Origin of the sequence: Epilithonimonas sp. JDS (assembly GCF_021261315.1) — a bacterium.
GTDB lineage: Bacteria > Bacteroidota > Bacteroidia > Flavobacteriales > Weeksellaceae > Epilithonimonas.
Genome location: NZ_JAJSAX010000002.1, coordinates 430,298 through 450,397 on the forward strand (window position 1 = coordinate 430,298; position 20,100 = coordinate 450,397).

Sequence of the window (20,100 nt, forward strand, 5' to 3'; positions counted from 1 at the left end):
ATTAAATAGACTGCATTCATTTTAATTTGAATATTTTAGAAAGAAACGCTTTAGAATGGCCATAATTTTTGAAAATGATTCTTATTCAAACATACCCTATTAAAATATGAAGTATAAATTTTAAAATTTAATTTATTTATAAAATTACTATAATTTTAAAGTGGTAGAAATTTAAAAAACTAAAAATTAATATAAAATACAAATATGTCGTGAAAATACACAAATTAATAATTCAATACACATATTGAAAAATTTATATTAAATCAATAAAAAACCCCACTTTTAAAAGCAGGGTCACTAATATTTTCAAGAAATCATTAAACTAATTTCATCCACAAAACATCATCAATTTTATCAACTTTTACCAAATTATTTTTAGTTAAAGTTTTTGAAGCCTTATCCCATTTCTTTCCGGACAATTGAGAACGGGTTTTCACTTCGTTAAGCTCAAATGGAACTTCTTGAGAACCAAGAACCTCGAGGATCACTTTTTCATCCTCTCCCAACTCCACTTTTGGAACCACTTTCTCTGGTCTCATTTGGGGGAAGAACAAAACTTCCTGGATGGATGGATTATTGGTCAGGAACATGATCAATCTGTCCATTCCGATTCCTAATCCAGACGTTGGTGGCATTCCGTACTCCAAAGCTCTTAGGAAATCTTCGTCGATGAAACCTGTTGCTTCGTCATCACCTTTTTCGGCTAATTTCAATTGTTCTTCGAAACGTTCTCTCTGATCGATTGGGTCATTAAGCTCAGAATAAGCATTCGCAATCTCTTTACCGCAAACCATCAATTCGAAACGCTCGGTCAAGCCTTCTTGTGTTCTGTGTTTTTTGGTCAAAGGCGACATTTCCACAGGATAATCTGTGATGAAAGTCGGTTGGATGAAGTTGCCTTCGCATTTCTCTCCGAAGATCTCGTCGATCAATTTTCCTTTACCCATTGTTTCATTCACATCGATTCCGATAGATCTGGCGAAATCAAATAATTCCTGTTCCGATTTTCCAGTGATGTCAAAACCTGTGTATTTCAAGATAGCCTCAGTCATAGAAACCCTTGGATAAGGGGCTTTCCAGCTGATGGTATGCTCTCCGAAAGTGGATTCCGAAGCACCATTCACAGAAGTTGCACAGAATTCCAACAATTTCTCGGTGAAATCCATCATCCAGTTGTAATCTTTGTACGCCACATAGATTTCCATTGCGGTAAATTCAGGATTGTGGGTTCTGTCCATTCCTTCATTTCTGAAGTTTTTTGAGAACTCATAAACACCGTCAAATCCACCAACGATCAATCTTTTCAAATATAATTCGTTTGCAATTCTAAGATATAATGGAATATCCAAAGCGTTGTGATGCGTGATAAAAGGTCTTGCCGCAGCACCACCCGGAATCGATTGAAGAATTGGCGTTTCAACCTCGAAGTAGCCTGCATCGTTAAAGAAAGTTCTCATCGCATTGAACAATTTTGTTCTTTTTACGAAGATCTCTTTCACTTGAGGATTTACGATTAGATCTACATAACGCTGTCTGTAACGCAATTCTGCATCGTTGAACGCATCGTGCACTACTCCATTTTCGTCAGTTCTTGGCTGAGGAAGTGGGCGAAGTGTTTTGGTCAAGATTTGAAAATTGGTCACCTTCACGGTCATCTCGCCAACTTGCGTGTTGAACAATTCACCTTCCACGCCGATAATATCGCCGATGTCTAGAAGATGCTTGTAAACCTCGTTGTATAAAGTTTTGTCTTCACCAGTGCAGATCTCATCTCGGTTAAAATAAACCTGGATCTTGCCTTCGGAATCCTGCAATTCTGCAAAACTTGCCTTTCCCTGAATTCTTCTGGACATCAATCTTCCAGCAATCACCACCTTTTTCCCTTCTTGGAAATCTTGTTTTATAGACTTCGTGGAATCGGTGATTTTGTATTCAGCGGCCGGGAATGCATCGATTCCCAGGTCGGTCAGTTTTTGCAATTTTTCGCGACGGATAATTTCCTGTTCTGATAATGACATTTTAATTCAATTTTTTGGAATTGCAAAAATAGTGATTTTAAAATGTTTATGGAAGTTAAATTTTGGATGAACCACAAAAGGCATAAAAGAAAACTTTTGGGATTTTTTTGAACGCAAAGTCCGCTAAGTTTTTTTTGAAATTATTGAAAATATTTTTAAGGTTCACAAAGGCGTAAAACTCAGCAAAGATTTTAATAATGATTTTTTTTGCAAACTGGTGATTTGTACAGAAAACCGCAGCCCGACTTGAGTGGAGCTCTTTTTTGTCATTGCGATTATAGAATAGTTCTACAAATCACTAAACGCCGTTCGCGATGACAAAAAAAGCGGGAACGGAAGGCGGAAAAGCTGCCCAAATAATTCTAAAACCAATCTTTCCGATTTTCTTTCGGAACAAATGTCCAAGCCAAAATCCGGCTGATCTTCTGACCTTGCGCCATATCGATGGTTTTGAATTCTGGGACATTCAGGTTTTTCAGCAAAGTTGTGAGTTGGTGGAGATTGTCTTTTTTGGAAACCAAAGTCGTGAACCACAAGACCTGAGACTTGAACTGAACACTTTCGTTTATCATTTTCTTGATGAAAGCTTCCTCGCCACCTTCGCACCAAAGTTCGGATTGATTTCCGCCGAAATTGAGAATCGGTTTTTGAACTTTGTTGTTTCGTAGATTTTTGGTTTTTCTGCGATTGCCTTGCATTGCATCTTCTGCGGATTCGTGGAAAGGCGGATTACACATCGAGAATGTAAATCTGTCTTCTGGCAATATTATATTTTTGAAGATAAAATCAGAATCTTGCTGGAATTTTAAATTGACATTTTCTGACAAATCCGGATTGCTGTCTAAAATCTTCTGAGCGTTTTTGAGAGAATCATTATTAATATCGGTTCCCAAAATATTCCAGCCATAGGAACTATTGGCAATTAGCGGATAAACTAAATTTGCGCCAGTTCCAATATCCAAACCTTTCACTGAATTTCCAGTTGGAATTTCGCCAGTTTCTTCTGCTAATAAATCTGCCAAATAATGAACGTAATCCGCACGGCCAGGAATCGGCGGACAAAGATTGCCTTCCGGAATATCCCAATCTTTAACATTGTAATATTTCAAAAGCAAAGCTTTGTTGAGTAATTTCACGGCTTGTGGAAGACTGAAATTAATCGTCAAAGTATCATAATCATTTTTGAAAACGTAATGCTTGAGTTCTGGAACTGAGACAATCAATTCTTCGAAATCGTAGGAATTGCGGTGGATATTTCTTGGATGGAGGCTGGATTTTTCGGTCATTATTTCCAGGATAAAATATATTGCGCCATAAACTTCGCATTTTCCTTACTAAATCCGTGCGCCGGCATTGGTACGTCGCCCCAAACTCCTGAACTTCCTTTTATGATTTTCTCCGACAGCATCTCTACATTTTCGGGCGTGTTCTCATATTTTTCGGCGACTTCTTTGTAAGACGGACCGATCATTTTTTCGTCCAGTTTGTGACAACCAAGACAGTCTGAACCTTCTATCAAAGATTTCCCTTCTGCGATCGGGTCTGCAACCATTTTTGGCGCTGGCACTTCTTCCTCAACAAGAACGTCTTTGTTGCCTGAGTTTTCGTTTTTGGAACAAGACAATGAGATTGCAAAAATCATCATTAACATTACCTTTCTCATAGTTTTCTATTATAATGACAAAGTTATTAATTAAGGAATTAAGATTGATTTTAAATTAGTCCCAAAATGAATCATTATCTTTGCAGAATGGTAAAAATTGGCAACATAGAACTTCCTGATTTTCCGCTTTTACTGGCGCCGATGGAAGATGTAAGTGATCCACCTTTCAGAAAACTGTGCAAAATGCACGGCGCAGATTTGATGTATTCAGAATTTATTTCTTCTGAAGGTCTGATTCGTGACGCAATCAAAAGCCGTAAGAAACTTGATATTTTCGATTACGAAAGACCTGTCGGGATTCAGATCTTTGGTGGTGATGAGGAAGCAATGGCGATGTCGGCAAGAATTGTGGAGACTGTGGAACCGGATATTGTTGATATCAATTATGGCTGTCCTGTAAAAAAAGTAGTCTGCAAAGGTGCTGGCGCAGGCGTTTTGAAAGACATTGATCTGATGGTTCGATTGACAAAAGCCGTCGTGAATTCCACCCATTTGCCTGTGACCGTGAAAACCAGATTGGGTTGGGATACAGATTCTATCAACATTGATGAAGTTGCAGAAAGATTACAGGATGTTGGCATCAAAGCATTGACCATCCACGCCAGAACACGCTCTCAGATGTACAAAGGTGAAGCAGATTGGGAACATATCTCCAGAATCAAAAACAATCCAAATATCGAAATTCCAATCTTTGGAAACGGTGACATCGATTCTCCGGAAAAAGCTTTGGAATATAAAAACAAATACAATTGCGACGGCATTATGATCGGTCGTGGTGCGATTGGTTATCCTTGGATTTTCAACGAGGTGAAACATTTCTTCGAGACAGGCGAGATCTTACCGGAACCTACGATTTCTGAAAGATTGGAAGCCGTGAAAAACCACGCGCTTTGGTCTGTGGAATGGAAAGGTGAACGTCCCGGAATTGTGGAAATGAGACAGCATTACAGCAATTACTTCCGTGGCATTCCACATTTCAAAGAATTCAAAACTAAATTTCTTCAGGCATTAACGCTTGAACAAATTGATGAAATTATTGAAGAGACGAAACATTTTTATCAAGAAAATGTAATTTAGTTTTATTCTGTTATTAAATAAACATACATCCCTTAATGGTGATTGAAAAAAAATATCCGCAGTATTAAGATCATAAACAAATTCAGATAATAGAATGCAAAAAGACACTGAATCTCCAAATGAAAAATCTAATTTTCTTTTAAAGTCAAAAAAAAATATTAATTGAAATCATCGTTATTGTATTCTCTGTTTATGTCTCTATTTGGCTTTCTAATCTGAATGATTATAAAAAACAGCAAAAGGAGACCAAAGAGTTTTTGCAAGATTTACAAATTGATTTGAAAACTGATATCAAAAACATCAATGAAGAAAAATCAAAGCTTATAGAGTCCCAACAAGGCATTACTACTTTATTGGCTCTTACACCAGAGCAACAAAAAACCTTGGATCAAATTCAAATGAAAGTGAGATTCACAACCAGAAAAAATATTGAAGCTAATTACGAAGGTTTCAAATCAAGTGGAAAAATTGGAAATATTGAATCGCGGAAACTAAAAACAAATATCCTCTCATATTACCAAGAATATATGTCAACCACTGCGGAAATAGAAAAAGATCTGAATATCGCAAAGAAAGAAGTTATTGAGATACTTGGCAGAAATTCCTTTAAAGCGACTACTCTTACTGATCCTTATTTAAGGACAAAATTGGACATCTATTTGGGTTTAACAAAAAGTTTAGTAGATGGTTACGATGAAGATTTGAAATTAGCTAAAGAAACAATACAAGAAATTAATAAGTATCTAGAATAGTTGCAAAATTATTACTTACGTGTTTGTAACTTTTAACAGTTCGCCATCAACTTATTAAATCTCAAAAAAAATAAAAATGAAAAAACTACTTCTTCTTTCCATATTGGCAATGGGATTTTCCAATGCTCAGTTTTTCGAATCGCCTGAAAAATTTACCAAAACTGATTCTCTTAAAGGCTCTAATACCAATTTCAGGAACTTTTGGGATGTTAAAAAATATGACATTGTTTTAGAACCCAATTTCGAAGCAAAAAGCATCAAGGGAAGCAATAGGATTACTTTGCAAATCGAAAAAGACGTGAAAAATCCGACTTTCCAGATCGATCTTCAAAGTCCGATGAAAGCTGATAAAATCAAAGCAAGTTTTCCGATAACCAATCAAAAAGTGGACGGCGATTTTATTTTCTTAGCCACCAAAAAGAATTTCAAAAAAGGCGAAAAATTCACGATTGATATTGACTTTTCCGGAAATCCTGTAATTGCTAAGCACGCTCCTTGGGACGGCGGCTGGCTTTTTAACAAAGACAAAAATGGAAATCCGTGGATGACGGTTGCAGACGAAGGAATCGGTGCGAGCATCTGGCTTCCGACAAAAGATATCTGGAGCGATGAGCCTGATAATGGCATCACGTTTAAAATCATTACGCCAAAAGATCTTGTAGGCGTTGCTGGCGGAAGATTAATCAAACAGGAAAATATCGGCGACAAAAAAGCGTGGAATTGGGAAGTAAAAAACCCGATCAACGATTATTCTATCATCCCTTCCATCGGAAAATATGTGAATTTCAAAGATACTTTCGACGGTGAAAAAGGAAAATTAGACCTCGATTATTGGGTTTTGGATTACAATCTTGACAAAGCGAAAAAACAATTCGAGCAAGTGAAACCGATGTTGAAATCCTTTGAACATTGGTTTGGACCATATCCATTTTATGAAGATTCTTACAAATTGGTAGAGTCGCCGCATCTTGGAATGGAGCATCAGAGCAATGTGGCTTACGGAAATCATTACGGAAATGGCTATCTTGGAAATGATATTTCGGGAACGGGAATTGGTTTGAGATTCGACTACATCATCATCCACGAGTCCGGCCACGAATGGTTTGCCAATAATATCACGGCAAAAGACCAAGCTGATATGTGGGTTCACGAGGCTTTTACAGATTATTCCGAAACGCTTTACGTGGAAAGTCTTTGGGGAAAAGCTGATGCTGACAAGTATCTGCAGGGATTAAGAGATAAAATTGCCAACGACAAACCAATCATTGGGCAATATGGTGTGAGAAATGAAGGCAGCGGCGATATGTATTTCAAAGGTGCCAATATGCTTCACACGATCCGAACCGTTATTAATAATGACGAGAAATTCAGACAAATTTTGAGAGGTTTGAATAAAGATTTCTACCATCAAACGGTGACCACTCAGCAAATCGAAAAATATTTTTCTGATAAATCCGGAATCGATCTGTCCTCAATATTTGATCAATATCTCAGAACAATCAAAATTCCGACTTTGCAATACAAACAAACCGGAAACCAGCTGACTTACAAATGGACCAACGTGATTCCGAATCTGAAATTCCCAATCAGGCTTGCAGACGGACAGGAATTGAAACCAACGGAAGAAATGCAGACCATCAATTTGAAATCTGACAAACCAGTGGAATTCAACAAAAATTATTACATCGAAGTCAAACAACTTTACTAAGATTTGACTACATTTATGTCAATTAAAACCATTTCAAAGCTTTGGAATGGTTTTGTATTTAAAACGAATAAAATATTGAAAAAATATTATGAGAAATAAATTCATCTTATGGGGAATCGTCGTTTTGATCGTCACGTGGACAACCGCCTTGCTTATAAAAGCACATTACTGGATCCCAATTCTGTTGACTTTCTTATACTTTTTGGGAATTTATAATACATATCAGACCAAACACGCCATCCTCAGAAACTTTCCTGTTTTAGGATATTTCCGTTATATTTTTGAGGAGATTTCGCCAGAGATTCAGCAGTATTTTATCGAAAGGGAAACGGACGGAAAACCTTTTCCAAGACATCAGAGATCTGCAGCTTACCGCCGTTCAAAAAACATAGGCGATACTGTACCTTTCGGAACTCAGCTGGGAATTAATCATAGAAAATATGAGGGAATTAAGCATTCCATCTACGCTAAACATCCGAAAGAAGAATTGCCAAGAGTAACTGTTGGCGGGCAAGATTGCAAACAACCTTACAATGCTTCCCTGTTCAATATTTCCGCAATGAGTTTCGGAGCTTTGAGTGACCGTGCTCAAATGGCTTTGAACCGAGGTGCGAAGAAGGGAAATTTCTATCACAACACAGGCGAAGGCGGGATCTCACCACATCATTTGGAAGGCGGCGATCTTTGCTGGCAGATTGGAACAGGCTATTTTGGCTGCCGAGATGAAAATGGAAATTTCGATCCGGAATTGTTTCAAAAGTATGCGAATCTTGAGAACGTCAAGATGATCGAAATCAAACTATCTCAAGGAGCAAAACCTGGTCACGGCGGTGTTTTGCCAGGCGTGAAAAATACTCCGGAGATTGCGAAAATCCGACACGTAAAACCTGGAGTCACGATTCTTTCGCCGCCATCGCACAGCGCATTTTCGAATGCCGAAGGTTTGCTGAGATTCGTACAGCAACTGCGTGATTTGTCTGTTGGAAAACCAACTGGTTTCAAACTTTGCATCGGAGACACCAAGGAATTCGAAGATATTTGTGAACAGATGAACATCCTGAACATCTATCCTGATTTCATCACAGTGGATGGCGCAGAAGGCGGAACCGGAGCTGCTCCACCGGAATTCTCTGACGGCGTTGGAATGCCATTGGAACCTGCACTGATTTTCGTCAACAGAACTTTGATTAATTATGAAGTTAGAGATAAATTAAGGATAATCGCGAGTGGAAAAGTTTTGACTTCGCTTGATATTCTGAGAGCAGTTGCAATGGGCGCTGATCTTTGCAATAATGCGAGAGGTTTTATGTTCTCACTTGGTTGCATCCAGGCTTTGAGATGTAATACCAATACTTGTCCGACAGGCGTTGCCACACAGGACAAAATGCTGATCAAAGGTCTTGATACCAATGACAAAACAGAACGTGTGTACCAATTCCATAAAAATACTTTGCACACTTGCAACGAACTAATTGCTGCGGCAGGACGGGAAACTTATGACCAAGTCGATGCCTCGATGTTTATGCGTGGTGATGAATTTGAGCATCTTTCTGACACTTATTTTCCGGATATTTTGGAGAATGTGAGGAAGAGATAAAGTAAAAGACCTATTCAAACAAGAATAGGTCTTTATTTTTTTTAAAACATCTACTTTTTCATATCTTGGATTAGCTTATCCGTTTCTGCCTCTGTAAAAATACCTGCTATCTGAACTCTTCCATCATTAATGACATCATTTATAAACGGTGCAGATAAAATCTTTTTACTAAATACAATAGCAATTGGTTTTCCAATATTATTCTCTGTCAAAACTCTGAATTTCTTTGCGCCTTCTTTGTTCAAAATAATATCAATGACAGGTCTGCCATATTCATCCTTCAGCTTTTTAACTTCCAGAATTTCGTTCGTTGTTATTGACGGATTTGAGGAAAGCCGGAAATCTTTCAGCTTTTGACTAGGACCTTCATAATTAACAACACTGTAGAATCCATCGACTCTGTCCGTCGGGACTGGATCTTCTTTTACTTTTTCAGGTTCCAAGGTACTTTTCATATTCATCTCTTCAGTTATTGGTTTGAACTCATTAAAGACATCCTGAAAACTTTCGTTAAATTTTTGCTCTAACACACCATAAGAATTAAAAAACTTTTGCCCTGCCGAAGATTTATAAAATTGATAAATTTCACTTATTTCACCATTCGTAAAGACCTCAGAAAATGCTTTTGAAAGTCTTTTTGTAATTTCACTATCAGTCAGTTGATTCTCGATTTTTACCAATTTCAAACTGTCCATTTTATCTTGATGATACTTCAAAGGGTTAGTTCCCATTTCAGTTAATAACAACTTATAGGCTTCTATCGTACCATTCGATTTTAAAATATATTCTGTTTTCTGCTCAGTATTCTGACTGAAACAAAAAGCATAAATTAAAACCAATAAAATCGGGAATATTTTATTTTTCATAACTAAGAATTTGAACCAAATATAAATTATTAATTGCTTTAAAAAAAAATCCAGCAAATTTTAAATGCTGGATCTATCTTTATAATTTTATTAATATTCTATTCCCACTCAATAGTCGCAGGCGGTTTTGAACTGATGTCGTAAGCTACTCTATTGATTCCACGAACTTCGTTGATGATTCTGCTGGAAACCGTATCCAAAAACTCGTAAGGCAATCTGCTCCACGTTGCAGTCATAAAGTCGATTGTGTTTGCCGAACGAACAACCGCTGTATATTCGTAAGTCCTCTCGTCGCCCATTACGCCGACAGATTTTACTGGTAGCAAAACCACGAATGCTTGAGACACTTTTTCGTAAAGGTCATTTTTGTATAATTCCTCGATGAAAATATCATCTGCTTCTTGTAGAATTCTTACCTTCTCTGCATCCACTTCACCCAAAACTCGGATTCCCAAACCTGGTCCTGGGAACGGATGTCTGTAAACCAACTCGTGTGGAATTCCTAATTCCTCTCCTACTTTTCGCACTTCATCTTTGAACAATTCTCTCAAAGGTTCCAACAATTCGAATTCCATTTCTTCTGGCAATCCGCCAACATTGTGATGCGATTTGATGACTGCTGAAGGTCCTTTTACAGACTGAGATTCGATAACATCGGGATAGATTGTTCCTTGTGCTAGGAATTTGGCACCTTCAATTTTTTTGGATTCTTCGTCGAAAACGTGAACGAACTCGTTACCGATGATTTTACGTTTTTGTTCTGGATCGCCAACGCCAGCCAATTTGGATAAGAATCTTTCGGAAGCTTCGACCAACTTGATGTTCATATGAAAATGCTTTCCATAATTTTCCATTACTTTTTTGTCTTCGTCTTTTCTCAAAAGTCCAGTGTCCACGAAGATGCAATTCAGTTGGTCACCGATGGCTTTGTGAATCAAAACCGCGGCAACGGAAGAATCAACGCCTCCGGAAAGGCCTAGAATTACTTTGTTGTCGCCCACTTTTTCTTTGATCTCGGCAACTGTCTTTTCGATATAATTGGTCAATTTCCAGTTTTTGTCCGCTTTACAGATCTCGAAAACAAAATTCTCGATCATCTTGCCACCTTCTTCAGAATGAGAAACTTCCGGGTGGAATTGAACACCGTAGATTTTCTTTTCTGGATTTGAAATGGAAGCGATGACGCCAGATTTTGCATTCAGTTCGAAACCTGCTGGCAATTGGGAAACCTCATCGAAGTGGCTCATCCAAACGATGGAATTTTGGTAAACACCTTTCAGTAGATCATTTTCTTTTACGATTTCCAAATGTGCTTTTCCATACTCGCCTTTTTCGCCTTTCGCTACTTTTCCACCCAAAAGATGTGCGGTCAATTGCATTCCGTAGCAGATTCCAAGAACTGGAATTCCTTGTTCGTAGATTTCTTTTTCTACCAAATGGGCGTTCTCTGCATTCACAGAGCTTGGTCCGCCAGAAAGGATGATCCCTCTAGGTTTCTTCTCCAAAATCTCTGACAATGGTGTGTTGAAAGGTAATATTTCTGAATAGACTTCCATCTCACGGATCCTTCTTCCGATCAATTGATTGTATTGGGAACCGAAGTCTAAAATGATAATTCCGTTGTGCATATAGTTGTTGTAATATTTTTAAAATTTTGCGTAAATAAATGTTCTTTTGAATGGATAGAAAACCGGCGAACCTGGAAACACTTTTTTAAGTTCTGCCTTGTAATCCGCTTTGTAGTTCTCTCTCAATTCTCCCGGTAATTTTTCTAAAAAAGGAATGATGGCTGTTCCGGAAGCCCATTCGAAAACGGCATCTGAGTTTTCCATCACGTGTGGATAGACTTTCTCAAACACATTGATGTCTTTTCCGTTGTTGTAATATAAGATCTTTGCGTACTCATCGATTTTCAAAACTGGATATTCTCTGACCCAAGATTTGAATTCTTTTTTGTAAGGTTCCATCTCTGCTACTTTCGACAGCAATTGATGAACGATAAAATTATGATTGGAAGGCACCTGAACTGCCAATTGTCCATCTTCATTAAGTTTTGAAATGAGGTCTGGGAAAAGTTCCTGATGCTCTGTGCACCACTGCAAACTGGCATTGGCGATGATGAGATCAAATTTCTCGTCCAACTCCAATTGTTCTTCGACGCTTCTTTGGAAGAAATGCAGATTTTCTGTGGAATGTTTTTCTGCCTTCTCCAACATCTCGGCTGAAGAATCGATTCCAATAATGTTGGAATTTTCCAGATAACCAAAAATCCCCGAAGTCAGTTCGCCTGTTCCGCAACCTAGATCGATGACAGACAAATTCGGTTTTGAATCTACGAGATTCAAGAGGTCAAAAAAGGGCACTGAGCGTTCTGTTTTGAATTGATCGTATGTTTCCGGATTCCAAGGCATCTTTTTATAGTTGATGGTTGATAGTTGATAGTTGATAGTTGATAGTGAATTTAATTCTTATTTTTTTAACGCAAAGTCCGCAAAGATTTTCTTGGATTTACTGAATATATTTTATAAGGTTCGCAAAGACGTAAAACTCATCAAAGATTTATTACAACTTCGTTTTTTAATAAGAATATCTATCTTCTCTTTTAACTTTATTTTTTTTAAATTTCTTTGATTGACAAATCTTTAATTTATGTCGAAACCCATAGCCCCGATTGCAACGGCATCCTTTTTTTGTTTTTTGATCAATTTCTTTTTGATGACCAAACGCCGTAACAAAAAAAGATATAGTGGAAAGCGGGATCAAGCTCCTAAAAAAAAGAGACGCTAGTTGCCCAACATCTCTTTATATTTTAAAATTTCGCAATATCGTCTCGGTAAAAGGCGTAGTCGAAGTGTACCGGGATGGCGTCCTCGTAAACTTTTTTGCGCGCCTCGTCGTACGTGTCTCCCAAAGCCACGATGTTCAACACTCGCCCGCCTGTGGAAACCACTCTGCTGCCTCGGAAATCTGCACCTGCGTAAAGAACCTTACTGTTTTTCACTTTTTCTACTCCAATAATCTCGTAACCTGTCTCGTGGTTTTTTGGATAACCGCCGGAGCAAACTACCAGGCAAACTGCTTTTTGATTTTTGAATTTAAGATTCAATTCTCTGCCGTGAAGACAATCCTCGATCACATCTACCAAATTGTTTTCCAAAAGCGGTAAAAGTACCTGCGTTTCCGGATCTCCCAATCTCATATTATATTCCAAAAGGTAAGTTCCGTTTTTGGTAATCATCAATCCGAAGAAGATAAATCCTTTGAAGTTAAGACCTTCTTTTTTAAGACCTTCCACAGTTGGATTCATAATATTCTGGATGAAATCCTGATTGTGTGCTTCTGTAAATTCCGGACTTGGTGCCACAGAACCCATTCCGCCGGTGTTCGGACCTTTGTCGCCGTTTCCAGCTTTCTTGTAATCTTTTGCAGCAACGAAAGGGAATAATTTTTCGCCGTTTGAAACCCCGATAATTGAAGCTTCAAAACCTTGAAGAAACTCCTCTATCACCACCTGGATTCCGGCATCTCCGAAGATTCTTTTGATCATAAAATCGTGAATTGTTCCTTCTGCCTCTTCCAGATCGTCTGCAATCACAACACCTTTTCCGCCAGCAAGTCCGCTAGCCTTGATCACCAAAGGAAATTCCTGAGTCTGCAAATATTCTTTAGCTTCTACATAAGAATCGAAAATTACCGCTTTGGCTGTTTTGATTCCGTAGTTCTGCATAAACTTCTTAGAAAAAGATTTGCTTCCTTCCAAAGAAGCTGCCTTTTTTGAAGGACCGAAAACTTTGAGATCTACTTTTTTGAATTCGTCCACGATGCCTTCTACAAGCGGTGCTTCCGGACCTACGATTGTAAGGTCCACTTTGTGTTGAATTGCAAAATCTCTAAGTGCCAAAATATCGGTTTCGTTGATATTTTCTCCTAATTTTTCGGTAGTGGCGTTTCCTGGCGCAAAATACATCTTTGTAATTCTGCTGTCTTCGCTCAGTTTCAAGGCTAAGGCTGAAGCACGGCCACCGTTTCCTACAATAAGTAATCTCATTTGTTAATATTTAAATCTTTTTTTATTAAATGTAATGTTCAGAATCTTGGATAAAGAAATCCTGAAATTTTACATTTTATTCAGTTTTCAGTTTCACTTTTTAAAGTGCCAAATTTAAGATTTTTTGAGGACAAATGCTGTACCCTTTTTGCGCTAATTTCTTAAAAAAAATATAAAGTTTGAAATTATTTCGGCAATTCCATCGGAACTTCCATTAATAATATTTCTGAATCTTTTGTAGCTTCCAAGACAAAACTTTCTGTATCCCAGATTCCGAAACCATCTCTTTCATCAAGAATCTGATCTCCAATTTTTGCTGAACCTTTAATGACAAAAGCGTAAACGCCGTTTCCAGGTTTGTTAATTTTATATTCTTTAGAAAAACCTTTGTCAAACTTCGCCAGATTGAACCAAGCATCCTGATGAATCCAGACGCCAGCGTCATCTGCATTGGGTGACAATATTTGCTGAAAGTCATTCTTAATAGAATTTTCTTCGATGCTCACTTGGTTATATCTTGGTGTGACGTCGGTTTTGTTTGGAATAATCCAGATCTGAAGAAACTTCACAGGTTGTTCGGTAGCATTTTCCTCGCTGTGCATAATTCCCGTTCCGGCAGACATTACCTGAATATCGCCATTTTTGATGATCCCGGAATTGCCCATATTGTCGCCGTGACGCAACTCGCCTTCCAAAGGAATGGAGATGATCTCCATATCGCGGTGCGGATGTCTTCCGAATCCCATTCCGCCCTGAACAAAATCGTCGTTCAAAACACGAAGGACGCCAAAATGAGTTCTTTCCGGATTGTGATAACTTGCAAAGCTGAAGGTGTGTTTGCTTTTCAACCACCCGTGGTCTGCGTGTCCTCTGCTGTCTGATTTATGATAAACTGTTTTCATTTTTTTAATGATTTAATTTGTTAGACTTTTTTAATGACACAAATTTCCAGTTTTCAAAATCCCTAAGCATTGATGTACGATAAGAACGGAAAACTCCGATCATTGCCGGAGTTTTCAATTTATTTAATTTAAATCAACATATTAAGGACATCTGGATTATCATTGAGGTAAGATTCAAAATAACCGAGTTCTTGCATCCTTTGCTTCAAGCCGTCAAAGTCCAGAGGATTTGAAAGTTCGATTCCGACGATTGCCAATGCAGTTTCTCGCGAGTTTTTCTTGGTATACTCGAAATGCGTGATGTCGTCGTTTGAGCCGAGGACATTCAGAACGAAATCTTTAAGAGAACCAGGCCGTTGCGGAAATTTGACCATAAAATAATGTTTCAGACCATTGTAAAGCAAAGCGCGCTCTTTGATTTCCTCCATTCTCGTAATATCGTTGTTGCTTCCGCTGACGATGCAAACCACATTTTTCCCTTTGATTTGATTTCTATATTGTTCTAATGCAGAAATAGAAAGTGCTCCGGCTGGTTCCAAAACAATGGCATCTTTATTATACAATTGCAAAATCGTTTCACAAATCTTTCCTTCATCCACAGAAATACAATCTTCCAGTGCAGTTTTACAAATCTCAAAAGTCAAATCGCCTACTCTTTTCACAGCTGCACCATCGACAAAACTATCAACTTCTGACAATTCTGTATTAATGTTATTTTCAATGGACAATCTCATCGAAGGTGCACCTTTTGGTTCTACGCCAATCAATTTTGTTTCTTTTGAAAGTTCCTTGAAGACCGTTGATATTCCTGAAGCCAAACCGCCACCACCAATTGGAATGAAGATGAAATCGATGTTGTCTTTCTGTTGTTCCAAAATTTCCAAGGCCAAAGTCGCCTGACCTTCGATAATCTGAACATCATCAAAAGGATGAATGAAAGCGGCTCCTGAGGTTTCTGCAAATTGAAAAGCAGCCGTTTTTGAAGCATCAAAAGTATCGCCGACCAATCTGATTTCGGCGTAATTGCCGCCAAACATTTCAACTTGTTCCAACTTTTGTTTTGGTGTTGTCACCGGCATAAAAATCGTTCCTTTGATTTGAAGTTGCTTGCAGGAAAAAGCCACACCTTGCGCGTGATTTCCCGCACTGGCGCAGACTATGCCTTGAGAGACTTTGCCTTCATTGAAAAGCGTTTTGATTTTGTTGTAAGCACCTCGCAATTTGTACGACCTCACAGGTTGCAAATCCTCTCTCTTAAGGAAAATATTGGCTCCAAATTTTTCTGACAATCGTGCATTGTATTGCAAAGGCGTGTAGTTCACGACATTTTCAATACTTTTCCGGGCTTCTTTTACCGCTTCCAGAGTTGGAAATATGAGCGTTTCGTTCATCTTCATTTATATTACAGATTCTTTGATTTAGTTTTAATTTTCGTGGTTCCGTTTTCCAGAACGAGTTTGTGACTTAGTTTTTTTGGCAACTGTGATTCAAAATGTCCGACATAAATCAACGATTGTCCCTGACTTGCCAAATCATCAATCACCTGATTGAAATATTGTGTCTGTTCATTGTCCATTCCCTGACAAGGCTCATCCAGAATCAGAAGTTTTGGTTTTTTAATCAATGTTCTAGCAAGTAAAGCCAAGCGTTGCTTTCCGAGTGGTAAAGTGTTTAACTTTTTATTTTTATCGTCCTTCAAATCGAAAAAATAAAGAATCTGTTCCAACTGTTGCTGTTGGTCAAAACTCAGTTTCTGATACAAACTCATCGAATCGAAAAAACCAGACGCAATCGTTTGCCCAACGTTCGCATTCATATCAAAATACCAATGTAACTCGGGCGAAATCATTCCAATTTTTTCTTTGATGTCCCAAATACTTTCGCCACTTCCCCGCTTCTGTCCGAAAAGATAAATTTCATTGGCGTAAGCTTGTGGATGGTCGCCATTCAGTAAACTCAACAAGGTTGATTTTCCAGAACCATTATGACCTTGTAACAGCCATTGTTCGCCGGAATTCACTTCCCAATCGATATTTTTCAGGACTTGTTTTTCGTCGTAAAAAATATTGACATTTTCAAGTTTGATGAGACTTTCCTGTTTATTTTCCTGATTATTCTGAAGGAAAAATGGAAGTGATTTTGGAATCCTTTCTTCACCTTTTGAAAAGTCTTTTGGAGAATTTCTGTGAACTAATTTTCCATTTTCTATCTCAACAAAATATTGAACGTTTTCGGGATATTCGTCGTCATTATTAATTAAAATCAGTGTGACATTTTCTTTGATTAAATCATCAAACGCCTGATTCAAAAACTTTCTTGATTTGACATCCAAACCTGTGTAAGGCTGGTCGATAATCAGAACTTGAGGTTTGAGCCAAAGTGCTTTTAGCAATTGCAACTTTTTATGTTCGCCACTTGAAAGTTCTATCAGTTGTTGATTTCTAAAATTCTCAAATCCAAATGATTCTAAATATGATTCTAATATTCCGAAATCCAAGTTTTCTTCTTTTGCGAAATGATTGAGTTCTGCGGAAACATTTATAGTATCATTTTTTACTTGTTGATTATACCGCTGTTGGTAGTAAAAATTTCGGTCGCCTTCCAGATTGCTGAACTGAAACCAGTTGGAAACGTACAGAACTTTTTTTGTCAACTTCGATGTTTCATCAAAACTGACTTTAACTCTTCCTTCGAAATTTTTGATTTCGCCGGAAATGATTTTGGCTAAAGTTGTTTTTCCGCTTCCACTCAAACCGCCAAGAATCCAACATTCGCCGGAAGATATTTCCCAGTCGAAATCTTTCAGTACGACTTGGTTGCCGTACTGGAAGTTTAGATTTGAAATTTGGATGACTGGGGTTGACATTATTTTTAATTTTTAACGCAAAGGGCGCAAATTTTTTTTTTATTTTTATTGAAAATATTTTAAGATTCGCAAGGACGCTTCGCTCATCAAAGAATAAACATTCATTTGTCATTCCGTAGGAATCTCGGCAGTTTTAGATTGACTTTGTCGAACGACTGCGCTAAGTTTCCGTTGGAATGACAAAATTCGAATTTAGGAACACACTTTATTTTTATGACAAATCCCATAGCCCCGATTGACTCACAGTTTATATTTTTTTATTTGAATCGTCGAAACTCCTTCCTCGTTTTGCAACGGCATCCTTTTGTGATGAGGAACGAAGAGCAAAAGATATAGTGGAAAGCGGGATTAGCTCCTAATTTTAAACTGTTTTGATTGACTTCATCGCCGTCATTGCCTGACGTAATTTTTTACCGACAACCTCAACGGGATGATTTCTCAAGATGTCGTTCACGTGAACCAATTGGGCGTTGTCAACCGACGCATTTTTCCCTTTGTTGAAGTCTTTTCCGACCAAATCTGTGTCCACCGATTTCATAAAATCCGCCAGCAAAGGTTTGCAGGCCTGGTCGAAAAGGTAACAGCCGTACTCTGCGGTGTCGGAAATCACACGGTTCATCTCGAAGAGTTTTTTTCTGGCGATAGTGTTGGCAATCAAAGGCGTTTCGTGAAGCGATTCGTAGTAAGCAGATTCCGGTTTGATGCCGGCTTCAACCATCGTTTCGAAAGCCAGTTCAACGCCGGCTCTGATGAATGCTGACATCAAAAGATAGTTATCGAAATAGTTCTGTTCATCGATTTTTACATCGCCTGCAGGTGTTTTTTCGAAAGCGGTTTCGCCGGTTTCTGCGCGCCATTTCAGGAGGTTTTTGTCGCCGTTTGCCCAGTCTTCCATCATTGTTTTGGAGAACTCGCCGGAGATGATATCGTCCTGATGTTTTTGGAAAAGCGGACGCATAATGTCTTTCAGTTCCTCAGACAATTCGAAAACTTTCAGTTTTGCAGGATTGGAAAGTCTGTCCAACATTCCGCTGACACCGCCGTGTTTAAGGGCTTCTGTGATGACCTCGACGCCGTATTGAACCAATTTGGAAGCGTAACCTGCGTCGATTCCTTTCTCCACCATTTTATCGAACGAAAGGATAGAACCCGTTTGTAAAAGTCCGCACAAAATGGTTTGTTCGCCCATCAAATCGGACTTCACCTCAGCTACAAAAGAGGATTTCAAAACGCCGGCTTTGTGACCGCCAGTTCCTACGCAATAAGCTTTTGCTTCTGCCCAGCCTTTGCCTTGCGGGTCATTTTCGGGATGAACGGCAATCAAGGTTGGAACGCCGAAACCACGCAGATATTCGGCACGAACTTCGGAGCCTGGGCATTTTGGAGCAACCATAATTACGGTGATATCTTTACGGATTTGCATCCCTTCTTCTACGATATTGAAACCGTGGGAATAGGACAAGGTTGCGCCTTGTTTCATCAAAGGCTGAACGGCATTGATTACTGAAGTGTGCTGTTTGTCGGGCGTCAGATTGATGACCAAATCCGCAGTTGGAATCAGTTCTTCATAAGTGCCGACTTTGAAGTTATTTTCGGTCGCATTTTTCCAGGAATCTCTCTTCTGGTCGATGGCTTCCTGACGTAGTGTGTAGGAAACATCCAGTCCGCTGTCGCGAAGATTCAGGCCTTGATTCAGACCCTGAGCGCCACATCCTACGACCACGATTTTCTTTCCTTTCAACGCGAAAACACCGTCAGAAAATTCTGAACTTTCCATAAAATCTGCCTGTCCTAACTGATGCAACTGGTCTCTGAGTGATAAGGTATTGAAATAATTTGTCATATTTTTTTGTAAAAAGTAAAAAGTATGTTGTACTAAGTAATGAGAATTGTACTACTTTTTCGGATTAATATTTTTTTAAAATTTTAAATTTTTCTTTGAATTACATTGTGAAAACGTCGCCTCGTTTGTCCAGGAATTCGTTTTCTACGATTTCGGCAGAAGGTTCTCTTCGTTCGAACTCGAGAACTTTGTCGTGGATTCCTCGGCTGTTTTTGATGATTGCGATTCTTGCCCCTCGTACAAATTCGATGAGTCCATATTTGTTGAGTTCTTCGGTCAAGCGGTCGATTTCTTCGCGGTGTCCTGCCGTTTCGAAGACGATATAATCTTGTCGAATTACAACCGTTGATGCGCCGTATTGACGAAGCAATCTTTCGACATAAACCTTTTCTGTCACCACACTTGCCGGAACTTTGTAAAGTGCCTGTTCCTGCCAGACAATCTCATCATCTGTGTTGAAATAGGCTTTCATAATGTCAATCTGCTTCTCGAGTTGTCGGCAAAGTTTTCTTACGACCTCATCATTTTCATTAATGACAATCGTGAATCTGTGAATGCCATCCACCTCGGAAGGCGACGTGTTCAGACTTTCGATATTGATTTTTCTTCGAGAGAAAATCCCTGATATTCTGCCGATTAACCCTACAGAATTTTCGGTGTATAATGTGATGGTAAATTCTTGTTTTTCCATTTTACGTTTGTATTGATTCCGTATTTGATTCCATAGGTTTCACCTACGGCTACTGATATTGAACCCTTT

16 protein-coding genes are annotated in these 20,100 nt (G+C 38.5%); 4 read left to right on the top strand and 12 right to left on the bottom strand.

All coding sequences use genetic code 11. The features are described from left to right. Positions 1-317: 317 nt before the first annotated feature. The 3 genes from lysS to LUD75_RS08685 form a co-directional block, all read right to left on the bottom strand. A complete protein-coding gene (gene lysS / locus LUD75_RS08675; protein WP_232705280.1) occupies positions 318-2,018 on the bottom strand; it encodes a lysine--tRNA ligase in 1,701 nt (566 codons plus the stop codon). Between the two features lie 362 nt (positions 2,019-2,380). Continuing rightward, positions 2,381-3,304: a 23S rRNA (adenine(1618)-N(6))-methyltransferase RlmF gene (gene rlmF / locus LUD75_RS08680; RefSeq protein WP_232705281.1), complete on the bottom strand. Its 924-nt coding sequence runs from the start codon at positions 3,302-3,304 to the stop codon at positions 2,381-2,383. Next, positions 3,304-3,681 carry a c-type cytochrome gene (locus LUD75_RS08685; protein WP_232705282.1) on the bottom strand — a complete coding sequence of 126 codons (378 nt, stop codon included), beginning with the start codon at positions 3,679-3,681 and terminating at the stop codon, positions 3,304-3,306. Before LUD75_RS08685 ends, rlmF begins: the two co-directional genes overlap by 1 nt. 87 nt (positions 3,682-3,768) lie before the next feature. On the opposite strand from LUD75_RS08685, the gene dusB reads away from it, so the two are divergent. The 4 genes from dusB (at position 3,769) to LUD75_RS08705 (ending at position 8,815) form a co-directional block, all read left to right on the top strand. Beyond that, complete coding sequence (gene dusB / locus LUD75_RS08690) at positions 3,769-4,758, top strand: tRNA dihydrouridine synthase DusB (protein ID WP_232705637.1); 990 nt, start codon at positions 3,769-3,771, stop codon at positions 4,756-4,758. A 257-nt stretch (positions 4,759-5,015) separates the two neighbouring features. Beyond that, positions 5,016-5,510 carry a hypothetical protein gene (locus tag LUD75_RS08695; RefSeq protein WP_232705283.1) on the top strand — a complete coding sequence of 165 codons (495 nt, stop codon included), beginning with the start codon at positions 5,016-5,018 and terminating at the stop codon, positions 5,508-5,510. A gap of 76 nt (positions 5,511-5,586) precedes the next feature. Further along, a complete protein-coding gene (locus LUD75_RS08700) occupies positions 5,587-7,218 on the top strand; it encodes a M1 family metallopeptidase (RefSeq protein WP_232705284.1) in 1,632 nt (543 codons plus the stop codon). Positions 7,219-7,306: 88 nt separating this feature from the next. After that, the gene (locus LUD75_RS08705) at positions 7,307-8,815 is read left to right on the top strand and encodes an FMN-binding glutamate synthase family protein (RefSeq protein ID WP_232705285.1); all 1,509 of its coding nucleotides are present in this window, start codon (positions 7,307-7,309) and stop codon (positions 8,813-8,815) included. A 50-nt stretch (positions 8,816-8,865) separates the two neighbouring features. Here LUD75_RS08705 and LUD75_RS08710 read toward each other — a convergent pair whose 3' ends face one another. The 9 genes from LUD75_RS08710 to ilvN form a co-directional block, all read right to left on the bottom strand. After that, positions 8,866-9,681, bottom strand: coding sequence for a DUF2059 domain-containing protein (locus LUD75_RS08710; RefSeq protein ID WP_232705286.1), 816 nt, complete (start codon positions 9,679-9,681; stop codon positions 8,866-8,868). A gap of 98 nt (positions 9,682-9,779) precedes the next feature. Beyond that, a complete protein-coding gene (gene guaA, locus LUD75_RS08715) occupies positions 9,780-11,309 on the bottom strand; it encodes a glutamine-hydrolyzing GMP synthase (RefSeq protein ID WP_034975181.1) in 1,530 nt (509 codons plus the stop codon). A gap of 18 nt (positions 11,310-11,327) precedes the next feature. Next, on the bottom strand, positions 11,328-12,092 hold the full coding sequence (locus LUD75_RS08720) for a methyltransferase domain-containing protein (protein ID WP_232705287.1): 765 nt from the start codon (positions 12,090-12,092) through the stop codon (positions 11,328-11,330). 398 nt (positions 12,093-12,490) lie between these two features. Then, positions 12,491-13,729 (bottom strand): phosphoribosylamine--glycine ligase, encoded by a 1,239-nt coding sequence (purD, locus tag LUD75_RS08725; protein ID WP_232705288.1) that lies wholly within the window; start codon positions 13,727-13,729, stop codon positions 12,491-12,493. 185 nt (positions 13,730-13,914) lie between these two features. Further along, the gene (locus LUD75_RS08730; RefSeq protein WP_232705289.1) at positions 13,915-14,631 is read right to left on the bottom strand and encodes a pirin family protein; all 717 of its coding nucleotides are present in this window, start codon (positions 14,629-14,631) and stop codon (positions 13,915-13,917) included. 128 nt (positions 14,632-14,759) lie between these two features. Next, the gene (ilvA, locus tag LUD75_RS08735) at positions 14,760-16,022 is read right to left on the bottom strand and encodes a threonine ammonia-lyase IlvA (RefSeq protein WP_232705290.1); all 1,263 of its coding nucleotides are present in this window, start codon (positions 16,020-16,022) and stop codon (positions 14,760-14,762) included. An 11-nt stretch (positions 16,023-16,033) separates the two neighbouring features. Further along, entirely contained in the window at positions 16,034-17,497 is a 1,464-nt protein-coding gene (locus tag LUD75_RS08740; RefSeq protein WP_232705291.1) for an ATP-binding cassette domain-containing protein, read from the bottom strand. Positions 17,498-17,858: 361 nt separating this feature from the next. Continuing rightward, positions 17,859-19,340: a ketol-acid reductoisomerase gene (gene ilvC, locus LUD75_RS08745; protein ID WP_232705292.1), complete on the bottom strand. Its 1,482-nt coding sequence runs from the start codon at positions 19,338-19,340 to the stop codon at positions 17,859-17,861. A gap of 100 nt (positions 19,341-19,440) precedes the next feature. Continuing rightward, positions 19,441-20,031 (bottom strand): acetolactate synthase small subunit, encoded by a 591-nt coding sequence (gene ilvN / locus LUD75_RS08750; protein ID WP_232705293.1) that lies wholly within the window; start codon positions 20,029-20,031, stop codon positions 19,441-19,443. Positions 20,032-20,100: the final 69 nt, after the last annotated feature.